Annotated in this window: 17 protein-coding genes; 7 read left to right on the top strand and 10 right to left on the bottom strand. The window is 68.3% G+C overall.

All coding sequences use genetic code 11. The annotated features are described in order from the left end of the window. Nucleotides 1–4: 4 nt before the first annotated feature. From E0H92_RS41155 to E0H92_RS41140, 4 genes are read right to left on the bottom strand one after another with little or no spacing between them, the layout of a single operon-like run. Nucleotides 5–2,233, bottom strand: coding sequence for a heavy metal translocating P-type ATPase (locus tag E0H92_RS41155; protein WP_131500136.1), 2,229 nt, complete (start codon nucleotides 2,231–2,233; stop codon nucleotides 5–7). Between the two features lie 16 nt (nucleotides 2,234–2,249). Continuing rightward, complete coding sequence (locus E0H92_RS41150; protein WP_131500135.1) at nucleotides 2,250–3,257, bottom strand: hypothetical protein; 1,008 nt, start codon at nucleotides 3,255–3,257, stop codon at nucleotides 2,250–2,252. Continuing rightward, nucleotides 3,254–3,475, bottom strand: a complete 222-nt coding sequence (locus tag E0H92_RS41145) for a heavy-metal-associated domain-containing protein (protein WP_131460552.1) — start codon at nucleotides 3,473–3,475, stop codon at nucleotides 3,254–3,256. Before E0H92_RS41145 ends, E0H92_RS41150 begins: the two co-directional genes overlap by 4 nt. A 41-nt stretch (nucleotides 3,476–3,516) precedes the next feature. Further along, entirely contained in the window at nucleotides 3,517–3,819 is a 303-nt protein-coding gene (locus tag E0H92_RS41140; protein ID WP_202871073.1) for a metal-sensitive transcriptional regulator, read from the bottom strand. 834 nt (nucleotides 3,820–4,653) lie between these two features. Between E0H92_RS41140 and E0H92_RS41135 the strand changes: the two genes are divergently transcribed. Together E0H92_RS41135 and E0H92_RS41130 are read left to right on the top strand one after the other, a co-directional pair. Further along, complete coding sequence (locus E0H92_RS41135; RefSeq protein WP_131500134.1) at nucleotides 4,654–5,574, top strand: ABC transporter ATP-binding protein; 921 nt, start codon at nucleotides 4,654–4,656, stop codon at nucleotides 5,572–5,574. Next, complete coding sequence (locus tag E0H92_RS41130) at nucleotides 5,574–6,563, top strand: ABC transporter permease subunit (protein ID WP_131500133.1); 990 nt, start codon at nucleotides 5,574–5,576, stop codon at nucleotides 6,561–6,563. Before E0H92_RS41135 ends, E0H92_RS41130 begins: the two co-directional genes overlap by 1 nt. Here the strand turns inward: E0H92_RS41130 and E0H92_RS41125 are convergent. After that, nucleotides 6,560–9,070: a YfhO family protein gene (locus E0H92_RS41125; protein ID WP_165550262.1), complete on the bottom strand. Its 2,511-nt coding sequence runs from the start codon at nucleotides 9,068–9,070 to the stop codon at nucleotides 6,560–6,562. The two genes, E0H92_RS41130 and E0H92_RS41125, sit on opposite strands and share 4 nt — an antisense overlap. A 105-nt stretch (nucleotides 9,071–9,175) precedes the next feature. Between E0H92_RS41125 and E0H92_RS41120 the strand changes: the two genes are divergently transcribed. Continuing rightward, nucleotides 9,176–10,126, top strand: coding sequence for a glycosyltransferase family 2 protein (locus tag E0H92_RS41120; RefSeq protein ID WP_131460548.1), 951 nt, complete (start codon nucleotides 9,176–9,178; stop codon nucleotides 10,124–10,126). Between the two features lie 60 nt (nucleotides 10,127–10,186). Here the strand turns inward: E0H92_RS41120 and E0H92_RS41115 are convergent, their stop codons facing one another. After that, nucleotides 10,187–11,266, bottom strand: a complete 1,080-nt coding sequence (locus E0H92_RS41115; RefSeq protein ID WP_131500131.1) for an ABC transporter ATP-binding protein — start codon at nucleotides 11,264–11,266, stop codon at nucleotides 10,187–10,189. Nucleotides 11,267–11,487: 221 nt separating this feature from the next. Here E0H92_RS41115 and E0H92_RS41110 point away from each other — a divergent pair, with 221 nt between their 5' ends. Next, the gene (locus E0H92_RS41110; protein ID WP_131500130.1) at nucleotides 11,488–12,504 is read left to right on the top strand and encodes a LacI family DNA-binding transcriptional regulator; all 1,017 of its coding nucleotides are present in this window, start codon (nucleotides 11,488–11,490) and stop codon (nucleotides 12,502–12,504) included. Between the two features lie 118 nt (nucleotides 12,505–12,622). Here E0H92_RS41110 and snpA read toward each other — a convergent pair whose 3' ends face one another. Both snpA and E0H92_RS41100 read right to left on the bottom strand, forming a co-directional pair. Beyond that, nucleotides 12,623–13,306, bottom strand: coding sequence for a snapalysin (snpA, locus tag E0H92_RS41105; protein ID WP_131500129.1), 684 nt, complete (start codon nucleotides 13,304–13,306; stop codon nucleotides 12,623–12,625). A 163-nt stretch (nucleotides 13,307–13,469) separates the two neighbouring features. Next, nucleotides 13,470–14,450, bottom strand: a complete 981-nt coding sequence (locus E0H92_RS41100; protein ID WP_131500128.1) for an alpha/beta fold hydrolase — start codon at nucleotides 14,448–14,450, stop codon at nucleotides 13,470–13,472. A gap of 52 nt (nucleotides 14,451–14,502) precedes the next feature. Here E0H92_RS41100 and E0H92_RS41095 point away from each other — a divergent pair, with 52 nt between their 5' ends. Further along, entirely contained in the window at nucleotides 14,503–15,087 is a 585-nt protein-coding gene (locus tag E0H92_RS41095; protein ID WP_131500127.1) for a TetR/AcrR family transcriptional regulator, read from the top strand. Here E0H92_RS41095 and soxR read toward each other — a convergent pair. Next, a complete protein-coding gene (soxR, locus tag E0H92_RS41090; RefSeq protein ID WP_131294015.1) occupies nucleotides 15,084–15,560 on the bottom strand; it encodes a redox-sensitive transcriptional activator SoxR in 477 nt (158 codons plus the stop codon). The two genes, E0H92_RS41095 and soxR, sit on opposite strands and share 4 nt — an antisense overlap. Before the next feature lie 362 nt (nucleotides 15,561–15,922). Between soxR and E0H92_RS41085 the strand changes: the two genes are divergently transcribed. After that, on the top strand, nucleotides 15,923–18,133 hold the full coding sequence (locus E0H92_RS41085) for a DEAD/DEAH box helicase (RefSeq protein WP_131500126.1): 2,211 nt from the start codon (nucleotides 15,923–15,925) through the stop codon (nucleotides 18,131–18,133). 78 nt (nucleotides 18,134–18,211) lie between these two features. On the opposite strand, the gene E0H92_RS41080 is transcribed toward E0H92_RS41085, so the two are convergent. Further along, nucleotides 18,212–19,300 (bottom strand): aminotransferase class V-fold PLP-dependent enzyme, encoded by a 1,089-nt coding sequence (locus E0H92_RS41080; RefSeq protein WP_131460541.1) that lies wholly within the window; start codon nucleotides 19,298–19,300, stop codon nucleotides 18,212–18,214. Between the two features lie 116 nt (nucleotides 19,301–19,416). Between E0H92_RS41080 and E0H92_RS41075 the strand changes: the two genes are divergently transcribed. Further along, the gene (locus E0H92_RS41075) at nucleotides 19,417–22,581 is read left to right on the top strand and encodes a penicillin acylase family protein (protein WP_131500125.1); all 3,165 of its coding nucleotides are present in this window, start codon (nucleotides 19,417–19,419) and stop codon (nucleotides 22,579–22,581) included. The last annotated feature ends 11 nt before the right edge of the window (nucleotides 22,582–22,592 follow it).

Here is a 22,592-nt window from a genome sequence, read left to right as displayed (position 1 = left end):
TGGATCAGCTCAGCGGGCGGAACCGTCGCAGTCGCAGGCTGTTCGACACCACGAACACCGAGCTGAAGGCCATCGCGGCTCCGGCGAGCATCGGGTTCAGTAGGCCTGCGGCGGCCAGCGGGAGGGCGGCCACGTTGTACGCGAAGGCCCAGAACAGGTTGCCCTTGATCGTACGGAGCGTGCTCCGGGAGAGCCGGATGGCGTCCGCGGCCGCGCGCAGATCACCACGCACCAGCGTCAGGTCACTCGCCTCGATCGCCACGTCGGTGCCGGTGCCCATGCTCAGCCCGAGGTCGGCCTGAGCGAGAGCTGCCGCGTCGTTGACGCCGTCGCCGACCATCGCGACCACACGACCCTCGTCCTGCAGCTTCTTCACCGCGTCGACCTTGCCGGCCGGCAGGACCTCGGCGATCACCTCGTCGATACCGACCTCACCGGCCACCTTCGTCGCCACCGCTTCGTTGTCGCCAGTCAGCAGCACCGGCCGCAGACCCAACGACTTGAGTTGAGCGATCGCCTCCACGGACGTGGGCTTCACGGTGTCCGCGACGACCAGCACAGCTCGTGCCTGCCCGTCCCAGCCGACCGCAACCGCCGTACTGCCCTCGGCCTCGGCATGTTCCTTCGCGTGTGCCAGTTCCGAAGGCAGGTACTGGCTCCACTCCTCCAGCAGCCGCGTCCGTCCGACGAGTACGGCGTGCCCGTCGACGATCCCCTGCACGCCGAGGCCCTCGACGTTCCCGAAGTCCTCGACCTCCGGCAGCTGTCCTTCGGCAGCCGCGGCCCGGGCGACGGCCTGCGCGATCGGGTGCTCGCTCGAGTGCTCGAGCGCCCCGGCCAACCGCAGTACCTCGGCCCGGTCCTGATCAGGAGCGAGCAGTACGTCGACCAACTCCATCCGGCCCGTGGTGACGGTGCCTGTCTTGTCGAGTACGACGGTGTCGACCCGCCGCGTGGACTCGAGCACCTCCGGCCCCTTGATCAGGATGCCCAACTGCGCGCCGCGACCGGTCCCGACCATCAACGCGGTCGGCGTGGCCAGACCCAACGCACAGGGGCAGGCGATGATCAGTACGGCGACCGCGGCCGTGAACGCGACCTCGAGCGGCGAACCGTTGCCCAGCCAGAAACCGAGCGTCGCCAGCGCCAGCCCGATCACGATCGGCACGAAGATCCCGGACACCTTGTCGGCCAGGCGTTGTACGGCGGCCTTCCCGTTCTGGGCGTCCTCGACGAGCCGCGCCATCTGCGCCAGCTGCGTGTCCGCACCGACCCGCGTCGCCCGCACCACCAGCCGGCCGCCGGCATTGACGGTCGCGCCAACGACCGCGTCACCAGGAGCCACCTCGACCGGCACGGACTCGCCGGTCAGCATCGACGCGTCGACCGCGCTGCTGCCCGTGACGACCACGCCGTCGGTCGCGATCTTCTCGCCCGGCCGGACGACGAACTCGTCACCCACGACGAGCTGGTCGGCCGGAATGCGGGTTTCCGTTCCGTTCCGCAGTACGGCGACGTCCTTCGCGCCGAGTTCGAGCAGGGCCCGCAACGCGGCCCCCGAGCGGCGCTTCGCCCGCGCCTCGAAGTACCGGCCGGCCAGGATGAACGTGGTGACGCCGGCCGCGACCTCGAGGTAGATCTCCTCCGCACCACTGCCGCGGGACGGGATCAGGGTGAACGGCATCTTCATGCCGGGCTCACCCGCGGAACCGAAGAACAGTGCGTACAGCGACCAGAAGAACGCGCTCACCACGCCCAGCGAGATCAGCGTGTCCATCGTGGCGGCGCCGTGCCGCAGGTTGGTCCAGGCGGCCTTATGGAACGGCCAGGCCGCCCACGTCACCACCGGGAACGCCAGCGTCAGCGACGCCCACTGCCACGACTCGAACTGCAGCGCCGGGATCATCCCGAACGCGATCACCGGCACCGCGAGCACGATGCTCGCGATCAGCCGCTCCCGCAGGGGTTTCAGCTCGTCCGGTGCATCGTCCTCGGTCTCGACGGCGGGCGTCGGGAGCGAGGCGGTGTAGCCGGTCTTCTCGACGGTCGCGACCAGGTCGTCGGTGGAGATGCCGTCCGCGTACGTCACCTTCGCCTTCTCGGTGGCGTAGTTGACGGTCGCGGTGACACCGTCCATCCGGTTCAGCTTCTTCTCCACCCGGGCGGCGCACGAGGCGCACGTCATACCACCGATGATGAGTTCGACGGACTGACCGGGCTCGGTGCTGGTCATGATGAAGTGCCTCCTCTCAGTGGCCGTGGGGCGTTTCGGCGTGCCCAGGGGTCTGGGGCGCGGCAGTTGCGGTCGGTAGGGCGGTCGGCGGGACGATCGCGGTCCCGGTGGAGCTCACCTTGACGGTGAACTCGGCGGTGTGGACCTTGCCCGCGTGCTGGAAGTCCAGGAACAGGCTGTACGTACTGGCGGTCGGGAAGGTGGTGGCGAACGTGATCCCCGGTCCGCCCTTCATCCCCGCCGTCGCTTCCTGCGCCGGATGGGTGTGCAGGTAGGCGAGGTCCCCGCTGCGCAGCGAGACCAGGTGCCCGAAGGCGCCCAGGTACGGCTGCAGGTCCTTGACGGGCTTGCCGCCCCGGCTGATCGTGAACGTCAGCTCGGCCTCCTTGCCGGCGACCGGGGTGCCCTGCAGCGTCACGTCGTACCCGTCGAAGCTGTAGACGCTCGCCGGTTCGGCGACCGGGACCGGGACGTACAGCCCGGTGACGTTCACGTCCGTGCCGAGGGTGATCGTGCTGTCGTGGCCGGCCGGCTGGAAGTCGGCGTACAGCCGCCAGGTCCCGCCGGCGGTGAACGTGAACGGGATGCTCCACGTCCCGTCCGCCGCCAGCGTCGGGTGCACGTGATGGAAGCCGGACAGGTCCCGCCGGACCACGATCAGGTGCAGGTCCTTCTCGTGGGTCTTCGTGTACTTCGTGACCGGCTTGCCGTCCGGTCCTTGGATCGTGAAGCGCAGCTCGGTCTTCGCGCCGCTGGTGAAGAACGTCTTCGCCGGCGCGAAGGTGTAGCCGGCATCCGACACGGCCAGTCCGGGCAGCTGCCCGGCCGACTCGTGTCCGCCGTGTTCCGAGGTGCCTGCAGGCTGCTCCATGCCACCCATCTCCTCTCCGTGGGCCGGTGCCCCGGAGGTGTCCTCGGCCGCCGCGATCGGATCGACCGCGGAGCCGATGCCGTACGCCGCCCCGAAGGCCAGCACCACCGCACCGGCGAACGCGCCGAGCCGGAGCGCGACGGCCCGGCTCATGACGCGGCCAGTTCGTAACCCGCCTCGTCGACGGCGTCGCGTACGGCGTCCTCGTCGAGAGCGGACTCACTCGTCACATGCACCGCGGAGGTGCCACCCGCAACGAGGTCGATCTTCACGCCCTGCACACCGACAAGCTTGCTCAGCTCCTCGGTAACAGCCGAAGTGCAGTGCCCACAGGTCATACCGGAAACGGAGTACGTCGTAGTCGTGCTCATATCAAAGCTCCTTGCTCGAAACGGGGTGTGATGGGAGATCGTCAGCTGCGGACCAGGCGGGCGATCGCGTCCGAGGCTTCCCGAACCTTCTCGTCGGCCTCCGGACCGCCCTTCTGCGCGGCCTCGACCACGCAATGCGACAGGTGCTCGTCGAGCAGTTCCAGCGAGAACGACTGCAACGCCTTCGTGGCCGCGGACACCTGAGTCAGGATGTCGATGCAGTACTTGTCCTCCTCGACCATCCGCTGCAGCCCCCGAACCTGCCCCTCGATCCGCCGCAACCGCTTCAGATGACTGCTCTTCTCGGCGGTATATCCGTGCACATGTCCCTCGTCGCTGGCCATCTCGCGATCCTCTCGCCCTCAGCTACCCCTCCGGGGTATCTCCACGCCCAAGAAGTTACCCCCTCCGGGTATAGAACGCAAGTCCCGAGCACATACCAACCGGGGGTATCTGTAGAATGCTGGGGGAGGGGATGTGGTCAGCCCCGCGGCCCACTCCGCGAGCTCCCACCCACCCACCCTCCGGCTGGCGCCGGCATCTCCCCGGCTGGCGCCGGAATAGCGAGCTGGCGCTCGCAGCGACTGCTTGGTGGCCGCACTACACGGAGCTCACCGTGGTGACAGCGCCCGCACGCCCCCGCTCACGTGCCCGGTCGAGTGGCTCCTGGTCGTAGATAACGCCGGAAGGCGATGGGAGATACGACCCGAGCGTGGAGGTAGGGCAACCAGTTGCGGATGATCGCGAGCGAGTTGGACCAAGAGCTGCGGCGACGGTTCCGCGGCGAAGGGACTGTGGTTGGCCTAGAGGACGCGCTCCGGGCTGTCTGACGCTCGGCTGGCGGCGGGATCGCCTCACTCACATGCACCACTCACCACGCTAGCTCCATGTAGTACGTCCACCAAGCAGTCACTGCGAGCGCTAGCTCGCGGCCCGGCGCCAGCCGGAAGCATGCCGGCGCCAGCCGGAGGGTGGGTGGGAGCGCGCGGAGCGGACGCGGTGAGGAGCGCAGCGACGAAGCAAGCGTCCGCGCAGCCCGCGTGGGGCTGACCACATCCACCCCTCACCGCATCCACCCACGGCCGTACTTGCGGTCAGACCGCGGAGGAATGCGATCGCTGAACAAACCTGTCACGCTGTGCGTCTGCTGAGAGACGAGTGGGACGAGAGGGGTGTGGATGTCCGAGCTGGCCGTCAGTACGCGGGGGTTGCGCAAGACGTATCGGACGTTGCGGGGGCGCAAGGTGGTGGCTGTGCAGGGGCTGGATCTGGAGGTTCCGGCTGGTGGGGTGCATGGGTTTCTTGGGCCTAACGGGTCGGGGAAGACGACGTCGATCCGGATGTTGCTCGGGTTGGTGCGTGCTGATGCGGGGACGATGACGGTGTTCGATCAGCCGGTGCCGGCGAAGTTGCCGGAGGTGGTGGGGCGGATCGGGGCGATTGTCGAGTCGCCGAAGTTCTTTCCGGCGTTCACCGGGCGGAAGAACCTCGAACTGCTCGCGGAGGCGATCGGCGCACCACGCGCCAGGGTCGGTGAGGTGCTGGAGCAGACGTCGCTCGGTGAGCGCGGCAACGACCGGTTCCGGTCGTACTCGTTGGGGATGAAGCAGCGGTTGGCGATCGCGGCCACGTTGCTCAAGGAGCCTGACCTGCTGATTTTCGACGAGCCGACCAACGGTCTCGACCCGGCCGGTATCCGGGAGATCCGCGAGACCATGCGCGGGCTCGGCGAGCAGGGTAAGACGGTTCTGGTCAGCAGCCACATCCTGGCCGAGGTGGAGCAGGTCGCCGATACCGTGTCGATCATCGGCCACGGCCGGTTGCTCGCATCCGGCACGGTCGCCGAGGTGATCGGCGGTGGTACGGCGCCAACGGTGAAGGTTGCTGTCGACAACCATGAGGCCGCGACCCGGATCCTGACCGCCGCCGGGATGACGGTGCGTACCGACGGCAACTACCTGCTCGTCGAGGGCGCGCCGGATCCCGCCGACGTGACGCGCCGCCTCGCCCATCAGGAGCTGTACGTGTCCGAGCTGGTCCCGGTCCGCGCCGACCTCGAGTCGGTGTTCCTCGAGCTCACCGAAGGCGAGGGGCTGTGATGATCCGCCTGACGAAGGTCGAGCTCCGTCGGTTGATCGCGCGTCGTTTGACGGCGGTCGGTCTCCTCGGCCTGTTCCTGATCACGATCCTGCTGCTGGTCGCCACGTACTTCGAGGCGCGGCCGTTGTCCGCCACCGAGCAGTTGCAGGCGCAGCAGCAGTACGAGATGGCGCACAAGGACTGGGTTGATCACGCGGCCGAGAACCTGAAGCTGTGCGAGGCGGACTGGGCGAAGCAGCCCGACCCGAAGCCGAAGCTCGAGGAGATGTGTACCTATCCCGAGCCGCGGCCGGAGGACTTCGGCAAGCCGCCGACGATCTTCGCCGAGATCATGCCGGAGCTGCTGCAGGGGTCGTCGTACTTCCTGGCCTTCGCGGCGTTCCTGATCGGGGCCAGTTTCTTCGGCGCCGAGTTCAGTTCAGGTGCTATCGGCAACTGGTTGACGTTCGAGCCGCGCCGGTTGCGGGTGTACGGCAGCAAGCTGCTCGCGGCCGCGACCGGGTTCGTGCCGATCGCCGCCGTGGTGCTGGCGAGCATCCTGCTCGGAACGTTCGTGATCGTCACCAGACTCGGTGATTCCTCGAATACGACGGGGAAGGTCTGGGGCGATCTCACCGCGATCGGCGGTCGGGCCGTGCTGACGACCGCGCTGGCCGCCGCGCTCGGCTGCATCGTCGGACTCCTGCTCCGGCACACTGCCGCCGCGATCGGTGTCGTGATGGCGTACCTGGTCCTGGCGGAAGGCGTTTTCGCGGCGTTCCTGGAGAAAGCCCAGCCCTGGTTGATCAAACTCAACTTCGACGCCTTCGTCCGGCACGACGCGCAGTACTACGTGACGGAATGCAAGACCGGTGCGGACGGCAGTTACCTCTGCGACTACGTACAGAAAACGCTTTCGTTCGAGCACGGCGCTTGGTACCTGGCGATCTTCACCGTGGTCCTGGTACTCCTCGGCGGTTGGGTCTTCCACCGCCGCGACGTCAACTAGGCGAGCCTGGAGTGCCGCCGTCGTCGTAGCGCGCCGATCAATGCGATCCCCAGCGTGGCGACGGCGGCGGCCGCACCGACCGCCAGCCCGCGGCGGAGCCCCGGCGGCACGAACGTGCAGTCCACCCGGTCCGCCGTACCCGTCAGCGGTACGGCGATCAGGCCGCCGAAGTCCCGCGGAGTCTGCGGCTTGCCGCCGGCGACCTGGCAGGTCCAGCCGTCGATTTTCGGTACGCCGAGCACCGCCCAGCCCTTGCTGCCCGCGGGCAGCGTGGCGTGCAGGGAGTGACCGCTCGTGTCCACGTCCGTCGCCCCGGTCGCCCGCAGCTTCTTGACCGCGTTGCGCAACGCCTGCTGGTCGAGGCAGCCGATCGCGTTCCGCGGCGGAATGCCTTGCGGGGCGTCGCCGAAGTTGACCTCGATCAGCGCGACCCCGCTGGCCGGCACGGCGCCGAGCTCGATCATCGCGCTGCTGGTGTTGATCCCCGGGCGCCGTGTCGAGCTCAGTTCGTGCCACTCGCCATCGGCCAGCCGGGCGCGCCCGCCGACCCGCGGCATGTAGAGGTACGCCGTACTTCCCGGCGTGCAGGCCGCGACCAGCTTGACGTCACCGGTCGCGAACCGCGTGCCCTTGTACTCCGGGACGTCGTACACCTTGGCGCCGAGCAGGCGCTCCTGGGCGGCGTACGCGTTCGGGGCGTCGGTGTCGACCGGGACCGCCGCGTCGAGCCGGCGCCGTACCGTGACCAGCGGCGGAACGGTCGCCCGGGTGATCTTCGGGTTGCCGTCGACGAGCCGCATCCGGGCGCCGACCGAGAAGATCGCGTCGGTCACCGGGTTGTCGAGCGTGCGCGCCGCGCGGCCGTACCCGGACCAGCCGAACCCGAGCGAGGTCATCATCTCGTTCACCGAGTGCGGCAACAGGCTGCTGTACAGGCCGGCGCCCTGCCCGCCGAGCAGAATCGGATCGTTCGGCGTGACCGACGTCCCCGGCTCGGTCCGGTACGCCGGCCAGCCGTCGACCTCCCGCAGCGCGTCGTACCGCGTGGTCTGCAGGTCGTTCCACGGCACCGCCGAAGTGCTGAGTACCTTCGACCGTCGCTCGTCCGTGATCACCGCGGTCCAAGTGGTCTCCACCGCCACAACCACCAGCAGTACGGCGAACGCGGCAACGACCGGCCACTTCACCCGCCGCGTCCGCGGGAACCGGCGCAACGTCCAGATGGTGCCGAACGCAACCAGCGTCACCGCCCCGGACGCGATCAGCACCTCCATCCAGTGCTCGGTCAGCAGCGGACTGCCGTCGGAAAGTACGGCGATCAACGCCAGCAGGACCGCACCGCCCAGCAGGGCGACCGGACCGGGCAACTTCCACGAGACCGAGACCCACGCGACCGCGACGAGCAGCCCGCAGAGCACGAACGCCTCGCGGTACTGGCTGCCGTTGGGGGTGTCGAACGCGTGCCAGACCTCCTGCGTCGGCGCCCACCGGAACGACCACCCGACAGCGCCGATCGTGATCACCCACACGACCTTCGACAGCCACGGCACGAACTTGTTGAACGGCATCGTCAGCGCGAGCAGCAGGGCGATCGTTCCGACGTACAGGCTGGCGGTCCGGCCGACGCCCTCGGACAGCGGCAGCAGCCGGGACAGGAACAGATCCATCGCCGAGGCGTGGAAGATCCCGGACGGGGACGGCGTTGCGGCGCGGTTGGTGGTGATGATCGGTAGCAGGATGGGCGCGACCAAGGCCATGCCGAGCACGAACGAGACGCCGTGCCGGACGACCGACCGGAGGCGCAGCGACCAACTGAGGTCGCTGCTGAGCAGCCGGGCGAGCAGGTAGATCCCACCCGCGATCGTTGCCATGTAGGCGGTGTAGAAGTTGGACAGCCAGAAGACGGCGACCACCAGCACACTCAGCACCCGGTTGGTCCGGCGCAGTGACCACTCGGCGACCAGGAAGAACATCGGCAGGGCGATGAGGCCGTCCAGCCACATCGGCACGTAGGCTCCGTCGTCGAGTGCCCAGCCGCAGACGCCGTACGAGACTCCCAGGATCGCTGCAACCCAACGGGGTCCAGGACGCATCTTGAGAAGTAGGGCGGCCATGGCGGCCGCGGCGAGGCTCAGCTTGAGCGTGGTGACGACGTAGACGGCGAGGTCGATCTGGTCGCGGGGGAACAGACCCACCAGCAGGGACAATGGGCTGCCGAGATCGACCCCGACGTCCGCGAGGAAGCCGACGCCGAAGGCGCTCTGCCAGTTGAACAGCAGGTCGCCCTGGCCCTGGCCGTGCAGGACGTCCCAGAGATGGGCGAAGAAGGGGATGTACTGGGTGCCAAGATCGTTGGTACTGCGGGACAGCGAACCGAAGGGAAAGGTACCGCGGATGATTCCGGAGGCGGCGAACACCGCCGCCACCACGACAGCTGCGACGACGGCCGGCAGTAACGCCGATCGTCGCCGGACAGTCCCTCCGTCAGCACTGTCCTCGGAAGCCATTGGCCGCCCCTTCGCTCCGCTCACCCGGTCGCCAAAGCTAGCGGGTAGTTCTGGTCTGGACAAGAATCGCATCATGGTCGACGTACGGGGCGGATGGGGACGACGATGCGGTTGAGTCTGGTGGTGCCGTGTTACAACGAGGTCGAGGTGATCTCGCGGTTCCATCAGGCGCTCAGTCACGAGCTCGAGGAGACCGGGCGGCCGTACGAGATCGTGTACGTCGACGACGGTAGTTCTGATGGGACGCTCGAGACCCTGGTCGGGTTGGCAGCGACCGACGAGTCGGTGCGATACCTGTCGTTCAGCCGGAACTTCGGCAAGGAGGCCGCGATGCTGGCCGGCCTGCGGTATGCGACCGGCGACGCCGTGGTGATCATGGACGCGGACCTGCAGCACCCGCCGGAGCTGATCGGCCGGATGCTGGCGGAGTACGAGCGCGGCTTCGATCAGGTGATCGCGCGCCGCAACCGGACCGGGGACCCGGCGACCCGGACGCTGGCGGCGCGGGCGTACTACTGGCTGATCAACAAGTGGGCCGACGTCGAGCTGATGGACGGGGTCGGCGACTTCCGGCTGCTGTCCCGGCGCGCGGTCGACGGGCTGCTCGAGCTGAACGAGTACAACCGGTTCTCGAAGGGGCTGTTCGCCTGGATCGGGTTCGAGTCGCTCCTGTTCGAGTACGACAACGTGAAGCCGCCGCCGGACCGGAAGAGCCGGTGGACGTTCCGGCGGTTGCTGGAGTACGGGCTGGACGGGCTGCTGTCGTTCAACAACAAGCCGCTGCGGATGGCGATCTACGTCGGCCTGCTGCTCACCGCGGTCGCCGCCGGGTACGCGATCTGGGTGATCGTGGCCGCGATCGTGCACGGGGTCGAGATGCCCGGGTACGTCACGCTGATCGCCGCGATCACCGGCCTCGGCGGACTGCAGATGGTGATGCTCGGCGTGATCGGCGAGTACATCGGCCGGATCTACTACGAGACCAAGAAGCGCCCGCACTACCTGCTCAAGCAGACCAACATGGACCCGGCGGACCGGTTGGAGCGGAGCAGCTGACAAAGGCACCGGCCCCGGGTGGACGAACCACCCGGGGCCGGTAACAGCTACTGCTGAGGATCAGGCGGTGAGCCGCTCCTCGGTGGACGTCGAGAACAGGTGCAGCTTGTCCGGGACGGCCGCCAGGCGGATGGTCGAACCCTTCTCGACCGTCATCCGGGCGTCGATCCGGGCGACGATCTGCTGGTGCTCGCCGTTGTGCTCCGAGGTGCCGTACAGGTACGCGTCCGCGCCGAGCTCCTCGACCACGGCGACCTTCACCGGCAGGCCCTCGTCGGCGACCTTGAAGGCCTCCGGGCGAACGCCCACGGTCAGGGTCTTGTCGCTACCGGCCTTGGCCAGCAGGTCGCGGCCGATCGGGATGGTGTAGTCCCCGACCTTGGCGCCGCCCTCGGCGATGTCCGCGGTCAGCAGGTTCATGGCCGGCGAGCCGATGAAGCCCGCGACGAACTTGTTCTTCGGGTTGTCGTACAGGTTCAGCGGGGTGTCGACCTGCTGGAGCAGACCGTCCTTGAGCACCGCGACCCGGTCGCCCATCGTCATGGCCTCGACCTGGTCGTGGGTGACGTAGACGGTCGTGACACCGAGACGCTGCTGCAGCTCGGCGATCTGGGTGCGGGTCTGGACACGCAGCTTGGCGTCGAGGTTCGACAGCGGCTCGTCCATCAGGAAGACCTGCGGGTTACGGACGATCGCGCGGCCCATCGCGACACGCTGACGCTGACCACCGGACAGAGCCTTCGGCTTGCGGTCCAGGTACTCCTCCAGGCCGAGCAGCTTGGCGGCTTCGCCGACCCGCTTCGCCCGGTCCTCCTTGGAGACACCCTGCATCTTCAGCGCGAAGCCCATGTTGTCCGCGACCGACATGTGCGGGTAGAGCGCGTAGTTCTGGAACACCATCGCGATGTCCCGCTCCTTCGGCGGACGGTGCGTGACGTCGCGGTCGCCGATGTAGATGGAACCTTCGTTGACCTCTTCGAGGCCGGCGAGCATCCGGAGCGAGGTGGACTTGCCGCAACCCGACGGGCCGACGAGCACCATGAACTCGCCGTCCTCGATCTCGAGGTTGAGCTTGTCGACGGCGGGGGTGTCACCACCGGGGTAGATCCGGGTTGCCGCCTTGAACGACACAGTAGCCATGACTGATCTTTCCCTTCACCGGCAGGAACGTGCCGGACGATCCGAGTAAAGGCCCCCCAAGCCGGGGGAGTGCGCCTATCCTCACCTGGCGCGCTCGTCCTGACAAGGTATCCGGCGTGTGACGTGTCCGTTCTGTTCACGTTGTGGACACCCACGCGCAGTCTGCAAGTTCTTGCAGGATCTTGCTGAAAAGTCAGCAGTGCCTGGGTACAGTGCCGGGCGTGAGCAGCAGAGCACGGCTGGCGGACATCGCGGCCAAGGCGGGGGTCAGTGAGGCGACGGTCTCGCGGGTGCTGAACGGGAAGCCGGGGGTCGCCGAGGACACGAAACAGTCCGTCCTGACCGCCCTCGACGTACTGGGGTTCGAGCGGCCGTCGCGGTTGCGGCGCCGGTCCGCGGGGCTGATCGGGCTGGTGATGCCGGAGCTGATCAACCCGATCTTCCCGGCGTTCGCCCAGGTGATCGAGTCGGCGTTGTCGCAGCGCGGGTACACCCCGGTGCTGTGCACCCAGTCGCCGTCCGGCGCGACCGAGGAGGAGTACGTCGAGATGCTGCTCGAGCGCGGCGTCTCCGGGATCATCTTCGTCTCCGGCCTGCACGCGGACACCGGCGCGGACCACGAGCGGTACCAGGCGCTGGTCGAGCGGCGGCTGCCGGTGGTGTTCGTGAACGGCTGGCTGCCGTCGGTCGAGGCGCCGTTCGTGTCGTCGGACGAGTACGCCGCGATGGAGCAGGCGGTCACGCATCTGGTCGCGCTCGGGCACCGCCGGATCGGTTTCGCGTCCGGTCCCGAGCGGTTCATCGTCGTCCAGCGGAAGCTGGCCGGGTACCGGACCTCGATGAAGGCTCAGCTCGGCCTGTCCGACGAGGACCTGGAGCCGATGGTTGCCTTGAGCATGTTCGGCGTGGAGGGCGGCGAGGCGGCCGGCCGGCAGTTGCTGGACGCCGAGGTCACCGCGGTCGTCTGCGGCTCGGACATGATGGCGCTCGGCGTCATCCGCGCCGCCCGCCAACGGGGCCTCTCGGTACCGGGTGATGTCTCGGTGGTCGGGTACGACGACGCGCCGATGATGGAGTTCACCGACCCGCCGATGACCACGATCCGCCAACCCGTCCAGGCGATGGGCCTGGCCGCGGTCCAGTCCTTACTGGAAGAGGTCCGCGGCCACGCCACACCACACACAGAGTTCCTGTTCCGCCCAGAACTCGTCGTCCGCGGCTCCACCGGCCCCCGCTGAACCGCACTTTGTGCACCTACCGACCATTCTCGGGGCGGGAAAATGGGCGGTGGGTGCACAAAGTAGAGCTCCGGCCCGGAAGCCGCCCCCTGCCGGGAGGCTCCGGGCCGGAGGTCGGTCAGCGAGCGGTGTGGAACGCTGCGCCGGGCAGTGCGGTCTTGCCGTTGGCCCAGAGCTGGTTGACCTTGGAGCGTTCGGTCGAGTCCGGGTAGGCGTTCGTGCAGGACGGGCCGGGGCCGCCGCCGGACATCAGCTCGGAGCAGGGGCCGGAGTAGTGGTCCGGCAGGCCGAGCACGTGGCCGGTCTCGTGGGCGACGATCCGGGTCTTGTCGTACTGCTCCGACTGGGCGTAGTCGATGAAGATGTACCCGCTGCCGTGCCCGTCGGTGGACGCGTACGAACCACGCGAGTCGTTGCCCTCGGTGTAGTAGAAGTCGTAGTTGCTGCCCTCGACGAGCTTCACGTTGCTGACCGACGAGTTCCAGATCTGCGTGCTGGACGAGATCTGGGACGCGAACGTCGGCGCGTCGACGGCGTACGTGACGGTGACCGCGGTGACCTTGCGGCCCGACCTCGCCTGCTGGGCCATCTTGGCCTTCGCGGACTTCATCACGGCGTCGTAGAACGCCTTCGTGGCGGCTTCGTCCTGCGGCGAGCCGACGTACGCCGCGCGGGTGGTGGCGGTGGAGCTGTGCGAGTCGACGGCGGGCGCGGCAGTCGAGGGGGACGCTGCCAGCGCGGGGACGGCCAGCGCGGCGGCGGCGAGCCCCGCGAGGCTGGAGAGGATACGGCGATGCGACATGGAGGGCCTCACTCCGAATCGGTGGCGGATAGCGACGGGCGGATTACCGATCGCCACCTTCGGATGCTCCCAAGACTCCCGATTTTCCGCATCGCTTCCCGCAAAACCCTCGGGTTAACCCGCGTATCAAGCCGCCCGTTCTATGCCGGACATAGCCCTCGGGTTATGAGTGGTCGTGCGCTTCGAGGAAGGTCTTCAGGTCGCCGGCGATCCGGTCCGGGTACTCGCCGTTGATCGCGTGCGACGCGTCCGGGTACAGCACGACCGTCTTCGTCCGCAGCGCGCGTTCCGCCGTACTGCGCGCCTTCGGCGGGTCGTGCATCACCGAGCGCCCGGCGATGATCGCGAGCACCGGCATCGGCAGTGCGCCCAGCTGTGACTCGGTGATGCGGTGCGGCTGCGGCTGGCGCAGCGTGTAGTTCTTCATGCCGGCCTCGATCATGTCGGCGACCGGGACGTGCTCCACCGGGGCGCCGCCGGCGGTGTAGGAGTTGAAGCTGTCCCGCCAGGACCGCGGCAGCCACTTCACCGTGGCCGGGATCGAGCGAATCACGGTCTTCAGCGGCAGGCCGTCGTACACGAAGGGCGCGTCCAAGGTGGTGACCGTGGCGATCCGGTCCGGCCGGCGGACCGCGAGGTTCATCGCGGTCCAGCCGCCGATGGACAGGCCGAGGAGGTTGAACCGCTTCTCCGGTAGCGCCGCCAGGGTCTGATCCAGCCAGTCCGCCTTGTCCTCGTCGGAGGTGATCGGCTTGTCCTGGATGCTCATTCCCGGTTCGCCGAGCAGGTCGATCGCGTACACCTCGGTGATCTCGAGCAGCGACTTCAGGTTGTCGGCCCACACCGGCGTACCCGACGACGTGCCGGGCAGCAGGACCAGCGGGTGCAGTCCGCGTTTCGCGCCGTCGTACCGGTAGAGGCGGACGAGTCCGAAGTCCGTGCGGATGTCTCGTACCGCGGTCGGCGCGGGCAGGTCCCGCATCGCGGCGTCGTACTTCGAGCGGTAGTCGTCGAAGCCGTCCGCGCTGTTCCAATGGCCGACCGGCGACGGAGTGCGGAGTACGAAGGCGACGCCGGCGACGAGCGCGCCGACGACGCCGAGCGCGATCAGGCTGCGCTTGCGGCGGCGTGGGTTCTTGGTCATGACTTCTCCTAACCGATCGGTAGGTGATCCCACCATATGGTAAGTTGAGGTCATGCCTTCAGCGCGCGGCCGGAACCTGACGTTCACCGAAGAGGCCCGGCGGGCGCAGCTCATCGACGTCACGATCGAGCTGATCGCCGAGCACGGGTACGCCGCTTCCTCGCTCGGGCGGATCGCGGAGAAGGCCGGGATCACGAAGGCGGGCGTGCTGTATCACTACCGGTCGAAGCAGGCGCTGGTCGAGGCTGCGCACGAGCACGTCCTGTCGGGGCTGGTGGCAACGGTCGGCGCGGCGGTCGAGGCGGCAGGGCCGGCGGAGGGCCCGGCGGCGTACATCCGGTCGATGATCGGGCACCTCCGGGAGCGGCCGCGGCATGTCCGGATGATCATCGAAGGGATCACGTCCGGTACGTCGCCGGCCGACTCGGAGGCGCGCTGGTCGGTGGTCGCGGAGCTCGTGTCCGCGGCGCGTGCCGCCCGCGGGCTCCCCGGCGAGCTGGACGCGCGGTCCGCCGCGCTGCTGATCGGCGGCGGCATCGACGCGATCGTCTCCGAGTCCCTCACCGACCCGTCGTACGACGCCGCAGCCGCCGCCGAGCTCCTCGTCGACGTGGTGGAGCGCGGCCTGCTGTCCTAGGCCTCGGTGGGAATGCCTACGTTGAGGAGGCGGGCGCCGGGGCCGCGGGTGGAGAGGCGGTCTTCCTTGTTGTAGAGGTTGCAGCGTTGGAGGCTGAGGCAGCCGCAGCCGATGCAGGAGTCCAGGTCGTCACGGAGGCGTTCGAGCTCGGCGATGCGTTCGTCGAGACGGCTGCGCCAGGTCTTCGACAGCTTGCTCCAGTCGGCGCGCGTCGGCGTACGGTCCTCGGGGAGCGAATCCAGTGCCTGCTTGATCTCCGCCAGCGCGAGACCGACCCGCTGCGCCGCCTGCACGAACGCGATCCGCCGGAGCGTGCTCCGCTGGTACTGCCGCTGGTTGCCGGCCGTACGCCGGGATGCGATCAGGCCCTGGTCCTCGTAGAAGCGCAACGCCGACGCCGCCACCCCGGAACGATGCGCGATCTCCCCGATCGAGAGCCAGTGCTCCTTGCTGGGGACGTTCTCCTCTCCCATACCCGCCACCCTAGAACCCCGTCCCAAAAACTCAACCTTGCTTGAAGTGCGGGGGGAGACCACTTGGAGGGGTGGTCTGACGGTCGGGTGCGGGTCGGGTCTGTGGTCGGGGAGGCGGTCACGATCGGTTATACTTTTGGGGTGTCGGTGCGCGCGTCGCGTCACCAGAGATGTTCCCAGGCGCTCCGACCCGTCGGTTTCGGCATCCGCTGAAAGTCCGGCGACATGGGTGCAACGCGATAGCACCCGCAGGTCGATGCCCGTCTCCTGCTGAGCACGTTGTTGTCCGGTCATATTCGTGACCGGCGCTCCCGTGCGGCTGCGATCCGGCAATTCGTCCGTGAATCCGAGAGAGAGTTTGCGTGACCCAGCACCACCAGCACGACCCCGAGTCCGCCGACGGGCGGATCAAGAAGCCACGGCACAAGAAACACCAGAACCAGTCGTACGGCGAACGCCTCGCGGCGGACCCGAGCTACGAAGCACCGCGCGCGGACAATGCGCCGGTCAAGGGCTACCGCTCCGAACAGCCGCGCGCCGACCGCGGCCAGCGCCCCAACCGCGACGACCGCCCGACGTACAAGCGCGACGACCGTCCGTCCTACAACCGTGACGACCGTTCTTCGTACAACCGGGATGACCGGTCGCGTTTCAACCGCGATGACCGCTCGCAGGGCAACCGCGACGAGCGTCCGCGCTTCAACCGCGACGACCGTTCTTCGTACAACCGTGACGACCGGTCGCGTTTCAACCGCGATGACCGCTCGCAGGGCAACCGCGACGAGCGTCCCCGGTTCAACCGCGACGAGCGTCCGTCGTACAACCGCGACGACCGTTCGCGCTTCAACCGCGATGACCGTCCGTCGTACAACCGGGACGAGCGTCCGCAGGGCAACCGGGACGAGCGTCCTCGGTTCAACCGCGACGACCGTTCGTCCTACAACCGGAGCGACCGTCCGTCGTACAACCGGGATGACCGTTCGCGGTTCAACCGCGACGACCGTTCGCAGGGCAACCGCGACGAGCGTCCCCGGTTCAACCGCGACGAGCGTCCGTCGTACAACCGCGACGACCGGTCGCGCTTCAACCGGGACGACCGCCCGTCGTACAACCGGGACGAGCGGCCGCGCTACACCAACGAGCGGGACAACAAGAGTTTTCGGAGGGATGAGCGGGTGAACAACCGGGACGACCGGCGGAGTGAGCAGGCGGAGCAGCCGGTGGATCTCGGTACTGTTGCTGACGACAACCAGTTCGCCGCGCTCGGCCTCGCGCCGCGGCTCGTGCAGCGGCTGGCCCGGGACGGGATCACCACGCCGTTCCCGATCCAGGCCGCGACCATCCCGGACGCGCTGGCCGGCAAGGACGTGCTCGGCCGCGGTCAGACCGGCTCCGGTAAGACGCTCGGCTTCGGTCTTCCGACGCTGATGCGGCTGTCCGGCGGTCACACCGAGTCGCGCCGTCCGCGCGGCATGATCCTGGTGCCGACCCGTGAGCTCGCGATGCAGGTGCACGACGCCCTCGAGCCGCTCGCGCACGTGATGAACGTGTCGCTGAAGCTGATCGCCGGCGGTCTCCCGTACCCGAAGCAGATCGACGCGCTCCGGCGCGGTGTCGACCTGCTGATCGCCACGCCGGGCCGCCTGATCGACCTGTGCGAGCAGGGTGCGGCCGACCTGGGCGCCGTCGAGGTCGCGGTCCTGGACGAGGCCGACCACATGTGCGACATGGGCTTCATGCCGGCTGTCACCACGCTGCTCGACATGACGCCGGCCGAAGGCCAGCGCCTGCTGTTCTCGGCGACGCTGGACAACGACGTCGACAAGATCGTCCGTACCTACCTGAAGGACCCGGTGCAGCACTCGACCGAGTCCGGCCAGGCCTCGGTCAGCACGATGGAGCACCACCTGCTGGTGATCGAGCCGGCGCACAAGCAGTCGCTGACCGCCGAGCTGGCCAGCCGCGACGGCCGGACCATCGTGTTCGTCCGGACCAAGCTGGGCGCGGACCGGATCGCGACGCAGCTGCGCGACCGTGGCGTGATGGCGGCGGCTCTGCACGGCGGACTCACTCAGGGCATGCGGAACCGGACGCTGGACCAGTTCAAGGACGGTTCGGTTCCGGTGCTCGTGGCAACGGATGTCGCCGCGCGCGGTATCCACGTCGACGACGTCGGCCTGGTCGTTCAGGCTGACCCGCCGGCCGAGCACAAGGACTACCTGCACCGTGCCGGTCGTACGGCGCGCGCCGGCGGCAAGGGTGCTGTCGTCACCCTGGTTCTGCCGCACCAGCGTCGCGGGATGATCCGGATGGCCGAGTCGGCCGGCGTCAAGGCCGAGCCGGTTCGGGCTCGTCCGGGCGACGAGCTGGTCACCGAGCTCACCGGCGGCAGCAAGCCGTCCGGGTACCCGGTGAAGCTGCCGGCCCCGAAGCCGCAGCGCTTCAACAAGGGCGGTGGCAAGCGCTTCGGCAGCACCCGCCCGGGTCGCGGCCACGACAGCCGCGGCGGCAACGGCCCGCGCCGCAACGGCAACGGCGGCCGCCGAAGCGACGGCAAGTCCTACCAGCACTGAGTCCAGTACTGAGCACAACAAACGGTGGGCTGGCACAGGAAATAACCTGTGTCAGCCCACCGTTTTGTGTGCAGCGCCTCAGGTCAGGACGGCCCACAGGCGGGCGAGGATGGTTTCGATCTCGTCGGGGTCCAGGGGGATGAGTTCCAGCATCAGTTCGTCGTCGGCCACGCGGTCGGTCATCACGTAGATGGGCGGCGTACCGGCCTCGAGTTCGGTGGCGACGCGTTTGGCGTCAGGCACCTGCAGCAGGACCCGCGACACCTGCAGACCGGTCGGGTCCGGGACGACCTCGGCCGTGACACCCGGGATCCGCACGACCGCGGCGACGAACGCGTCCACCTTGGCGAGCTCGTCCGCCTCCCACTTCACCCGGTCGAACGCCTGCCACTCCTCGAGCGCCGCGAGTACTCCGACGATCGCCTCCTTCGTCGGCTTCATCACCCGCCCGATGCCCTTCTCCTGCGCCCGCAGCGCCTGCACCAGCGCCCAGCTCCCGGCCGCCATCCCGGCGGTCGGCGAACCGAGGTACTTCTGGCCGCTGACCAGCACCAGATCCGCGCCGGTCGCCAGCAGGTCCGCGATCCGCGGGAACTGCGCCGCACCGTCGATGATCGCCGGTACGCCGCGACGGTGCGCGGCCCGTACCGCGGCCACGAGATCAATCGGCTCACCCGCCGTCAACCGCGACGACACCAGCATCAGGCAGGCGATGTCGGGCCCGTCGAGCTCGGCCTCCAGGTCCGCGATCGTGCACGCGTCCTCGTCGCCGGCCAGGTCGACCTGCGCCCCGGCGAGCCGGATGCCCTGCAGGTTGGAGTGCCCGTAGTCGACCACGTGGCAGGCCGGCAGGACGACGCGGTTGTGCATGTCCGTTGCGTCCGGCAACGCCGCCGTACGCCGTGGGTCGCCGCCGGTCATGGTGGCAGCGACCGCGAGCGTGATGCCGGCCGCGGTGCAGTGCACGACGGCGCCCGCCTGGGCGCCGGTCACTTGGGCGATGGCTTCGCTGGCGCGGTCGCCGAGCTCGTCCATCACGAAGAATTCAGGTAATGCCTGTGCGACGGCCGCCGCCACCCCGTCGGAGCTCCTCGACACCCCCAGCGGGGTGTACGTCCCCTTGGCATTGATCACCACACTCAATCGATAACGATCGTGGATGCTCATGGTGTTGCCGAGCGTAGTGGTCACGGACTGCAATTGGCGAGAGTCTGTCGGTGCGAGTTATTGACCCGAAGCTACTCGTGAGTCATTCTCACTTTTACCGACCTGAGGAGGGAACCGTGCCCCGCCCCGCACTCCGAACCCGCCTTCGTACGATCCTCGCCGCGGCCGCCGTCACCGGCGTGCTCGCGGCCCTGCCCGCGCCGACCCAAGCGGCGCCGCGAGCGACATCCCAAGCTGTTGCCGCGAGCCCCGGAGACTATTGCCTCGAGCAATGTCGCGACATCCTGCCGCCGGGCCAGAACGGTAACGCGACGTTCACGGATCTCCTTGCTTTCAAGGCTTTGGGGCTCCGTCCCGCGCACTTCAGTGACACGGTGAAGCCGTACCAGGACCTGGTCTGGAACTCGCAGGGCATCACCGACGCCGGTCTCGCGCCGTACTTCGACGACTCGTCGTTCGGGGTGAAACCGGGTGACGTGGCAAGCACTGTGCAGCCGCGCAGCGATGTCACGATCGTCCGCGACAAGTCGCGCGGGATCCCGCACATCACCGGCACCACCCGGCTGGGCACGATGTTCGGCGCCGGGTACGCCGGAGCGCAGGACCGGCTGTTCGTGATGGACGTGTTCCGGCATCTCGGGCGCGGCCAACTGACACCGTTCGCGGGCGGTGCGGCGGCGAACCGTGCGTTCGAGCAGGAGTTCTGGCGGACCGCGCCGTACACCGAGGCGGATCTGCAGCGGCAGTTCGACGACGCGGACGAGTTGTACGGCGCCGACGGCGTGAAGATGCAGCAGGACATCCAGGCCTGGGTCGACGGCGTCAACCACTACATCGACACGATCGGTATCGCGTACCCCGGTGAGTACGTCGCCCTCGGTCTCGACTGGCCGACGCCGCACTGGAAGGTGACTGACGTGGTCGCGACCGCGGCCGTGGTCGCTGGCATCTTCGGCACCGGCGGCGGCGCCGAGGTCACGTCCGCGCTGGCACTCCTCGAGGCGCAGGCGAAGTACGGCGTTGCCCAGGGCACCAAGGTGTGGGAGTCGTTCCGTTCCCAGAACGACCCGGAAGCCAGTACGACGGTGCACAACGGTACGACGTTCCCGTACGGAACCACCGGCCCGAACCCGGCCGGTCGTGCGCTGCCGGACCGCGGCTCGGTCACTCCGGAGCCCGAGGTGATCGATCAGACGGTGAACAAGACGGCGACCGCGAAGCCGGCCCCGAAGAACGCGGAAAGTCTGCGCGGAATCTTCGACGGCGGACTCTTTCCGGAAGGTTTCGGAAAGAAGGGCATGTCGAACGCCCTGCTCGTTTCCGGCGCGCACACGCAGTCCGGCAACCCGATCGCCGTCTACGGCCCGCAGACCGGGTACTTCGCCCCGCAGCTGCTGCTCCGTCAGGAACTGCAGGGTCCCGGGGTCAGCTCGCGCGGAATCGCGTTCGCCGGGCTGAACTTCTACACGCTGATCGGCCGCGGCCCCGACTACTCGTGGAGCGCCACGTCCGCGGGGCAGGACATCACCGACACGTTCGCCGTTCCGCTGTGTGAGCCCGGTGGCGGGACGCCGACCAAGAACTCGCAGTACTACGTTTTCCGTGGCCAGTGCGTACCGATCGAGCGGCTCGAGCGGCACAACGCGTGGTACGCCAGCCTCGGCTCGTCGGAGCCCGCCGGGTCGTACACGTTGGTTGCCCTGCGCACCAAGTACGGAATCGTCACGCACCGCGGAACGGTCGGCGGAAAACCGGTGCTGTTCACCAAGAACCGGTCGACGTACGGCAACGAGGCGGGGTCGGCGCTCGGCTTCATGCAGTTCAACGACCCGGACAAGATCCACTCCGCCGCCGACTTCCAGAAGGCCGCGGCGAACATTGGGTACACGTTCAACTGGTTCTACACCGACAAGACCTCGATCGCGTACTTCAACTCCGGCGACAACCCGGTCCGCGCGGCCAGCGCCGACCCGAACCTGCCGTCCTGGAGCACGTACGAGTGGCAGGGCTGGAACCCGGCCACGAACCGCGCGACGTATACGCCGCCGGCCCAGCATCCGCAGGTGGTGAACCAGGACTACCTGACCAGCTGGAACAACAAGCAGGCGCCCGGGTTCTCCGCGTCGGACGGGCAGTGGGGATACAACGCGGTCTACCGGAGCCAGCCGCTCGACGACCGGATCAAGGCGGTCATCGACGACGGCCAGAAGTTCACCCGCGGCAAGCTGGTCGAGGCGATGGAGGACGCGGCGACGGTCGACCTCCGCGGCGACCAGGTCCTGCCCTATCTCCTGAGAGTCCTCAAGTCGGCGCCGATCACGGATCCGGCTGTTGCGGACGCCGTCGCCAAGCTGACCGCTTGGGACCAGGCCGGCGCCCACCGGAAGAGTCCGAATGCCGCGTCACGCACCTACGACAACGCCGACGCCATCCGCATCCTCGACGCCTGGTGGCCGCTGCTTGTCCCTGCACAGTTCAAGGATCTCGGACCAGATCTGTACGGAGCACTGACCGCCAACCTGAAGATCGACGAGCGGCCGAGTGCCCAGGGATCCGCGTTCCAGAGCGGCTGGTGGGGCTTCGTCCAGCGCGACCTCCGGAAGGTCCTCGGCGACCCGGTCAAGACCGATCAGCCGGTGACGTACTGCGGTGCCGGATCGCTGGCCGCGTGCCGCAGCACCCTCACCGAGACGTTGCTGGCGGCGACCAAGGTGCCGGCGTCGACGACGTACCCGGCGACGGCGGACTGTGCGGCGGGCGACCAGTTCTGCGCCGATCAGATCGCGCACAACCCGATGGGCGGCATCACGCAGGACCGGATCGCGTGGGTGAACCGGCCGACGTACCAGCAGGTGATCGAGTTCCCGGCGAGGCGCGGTGACGACGTCAGCAACCTGGCGGCCGGGAAGACGGCGACCGCGAGCAGCTATGAGAAGGGCTGGTACAACTCGCCGCCGGCCAACGCGGTCGACGGGAAGCTCGACACCCGTTGGGCCAGCGACTGGTCCGACCCGCAGTGGCTGAAGGTTGACCTCGGCAACGAGCAGACGGTCGGCCGGGTGGTGCTGCGGTGGGAGGCGGCGTACGCGAAGAGCTACCGCGTGGAGGTGTCGCGGGACGGGTCGACCTGGCAGCAGGTGTACGCGACGACGGCCGGTGACGGTGGGGAGGATGTGGTCCGGTTCGGCGCCGTACCGGCCCGGTACGTGCGGGTGACGGGGACGCAGCGCGCGACGTCGTACGGGCATTCACTCTACGAGCTGCAAGTCTTCAGATGGTGATGCCCCATGGC

This window comes from Kribbella speibonae, assembly GCF_004331375.1.
In the GTDB taxonomy this organism is placed as follows: Bacteria; Actinomycetota; Actinomycetes; order Propionibacteriales; family Kribbellaceae; genus Kribbella; species Kribbella sindirgiensis.
This window is presented reverse-complemented; position numbering and strand designations above follow the sequence as displayed.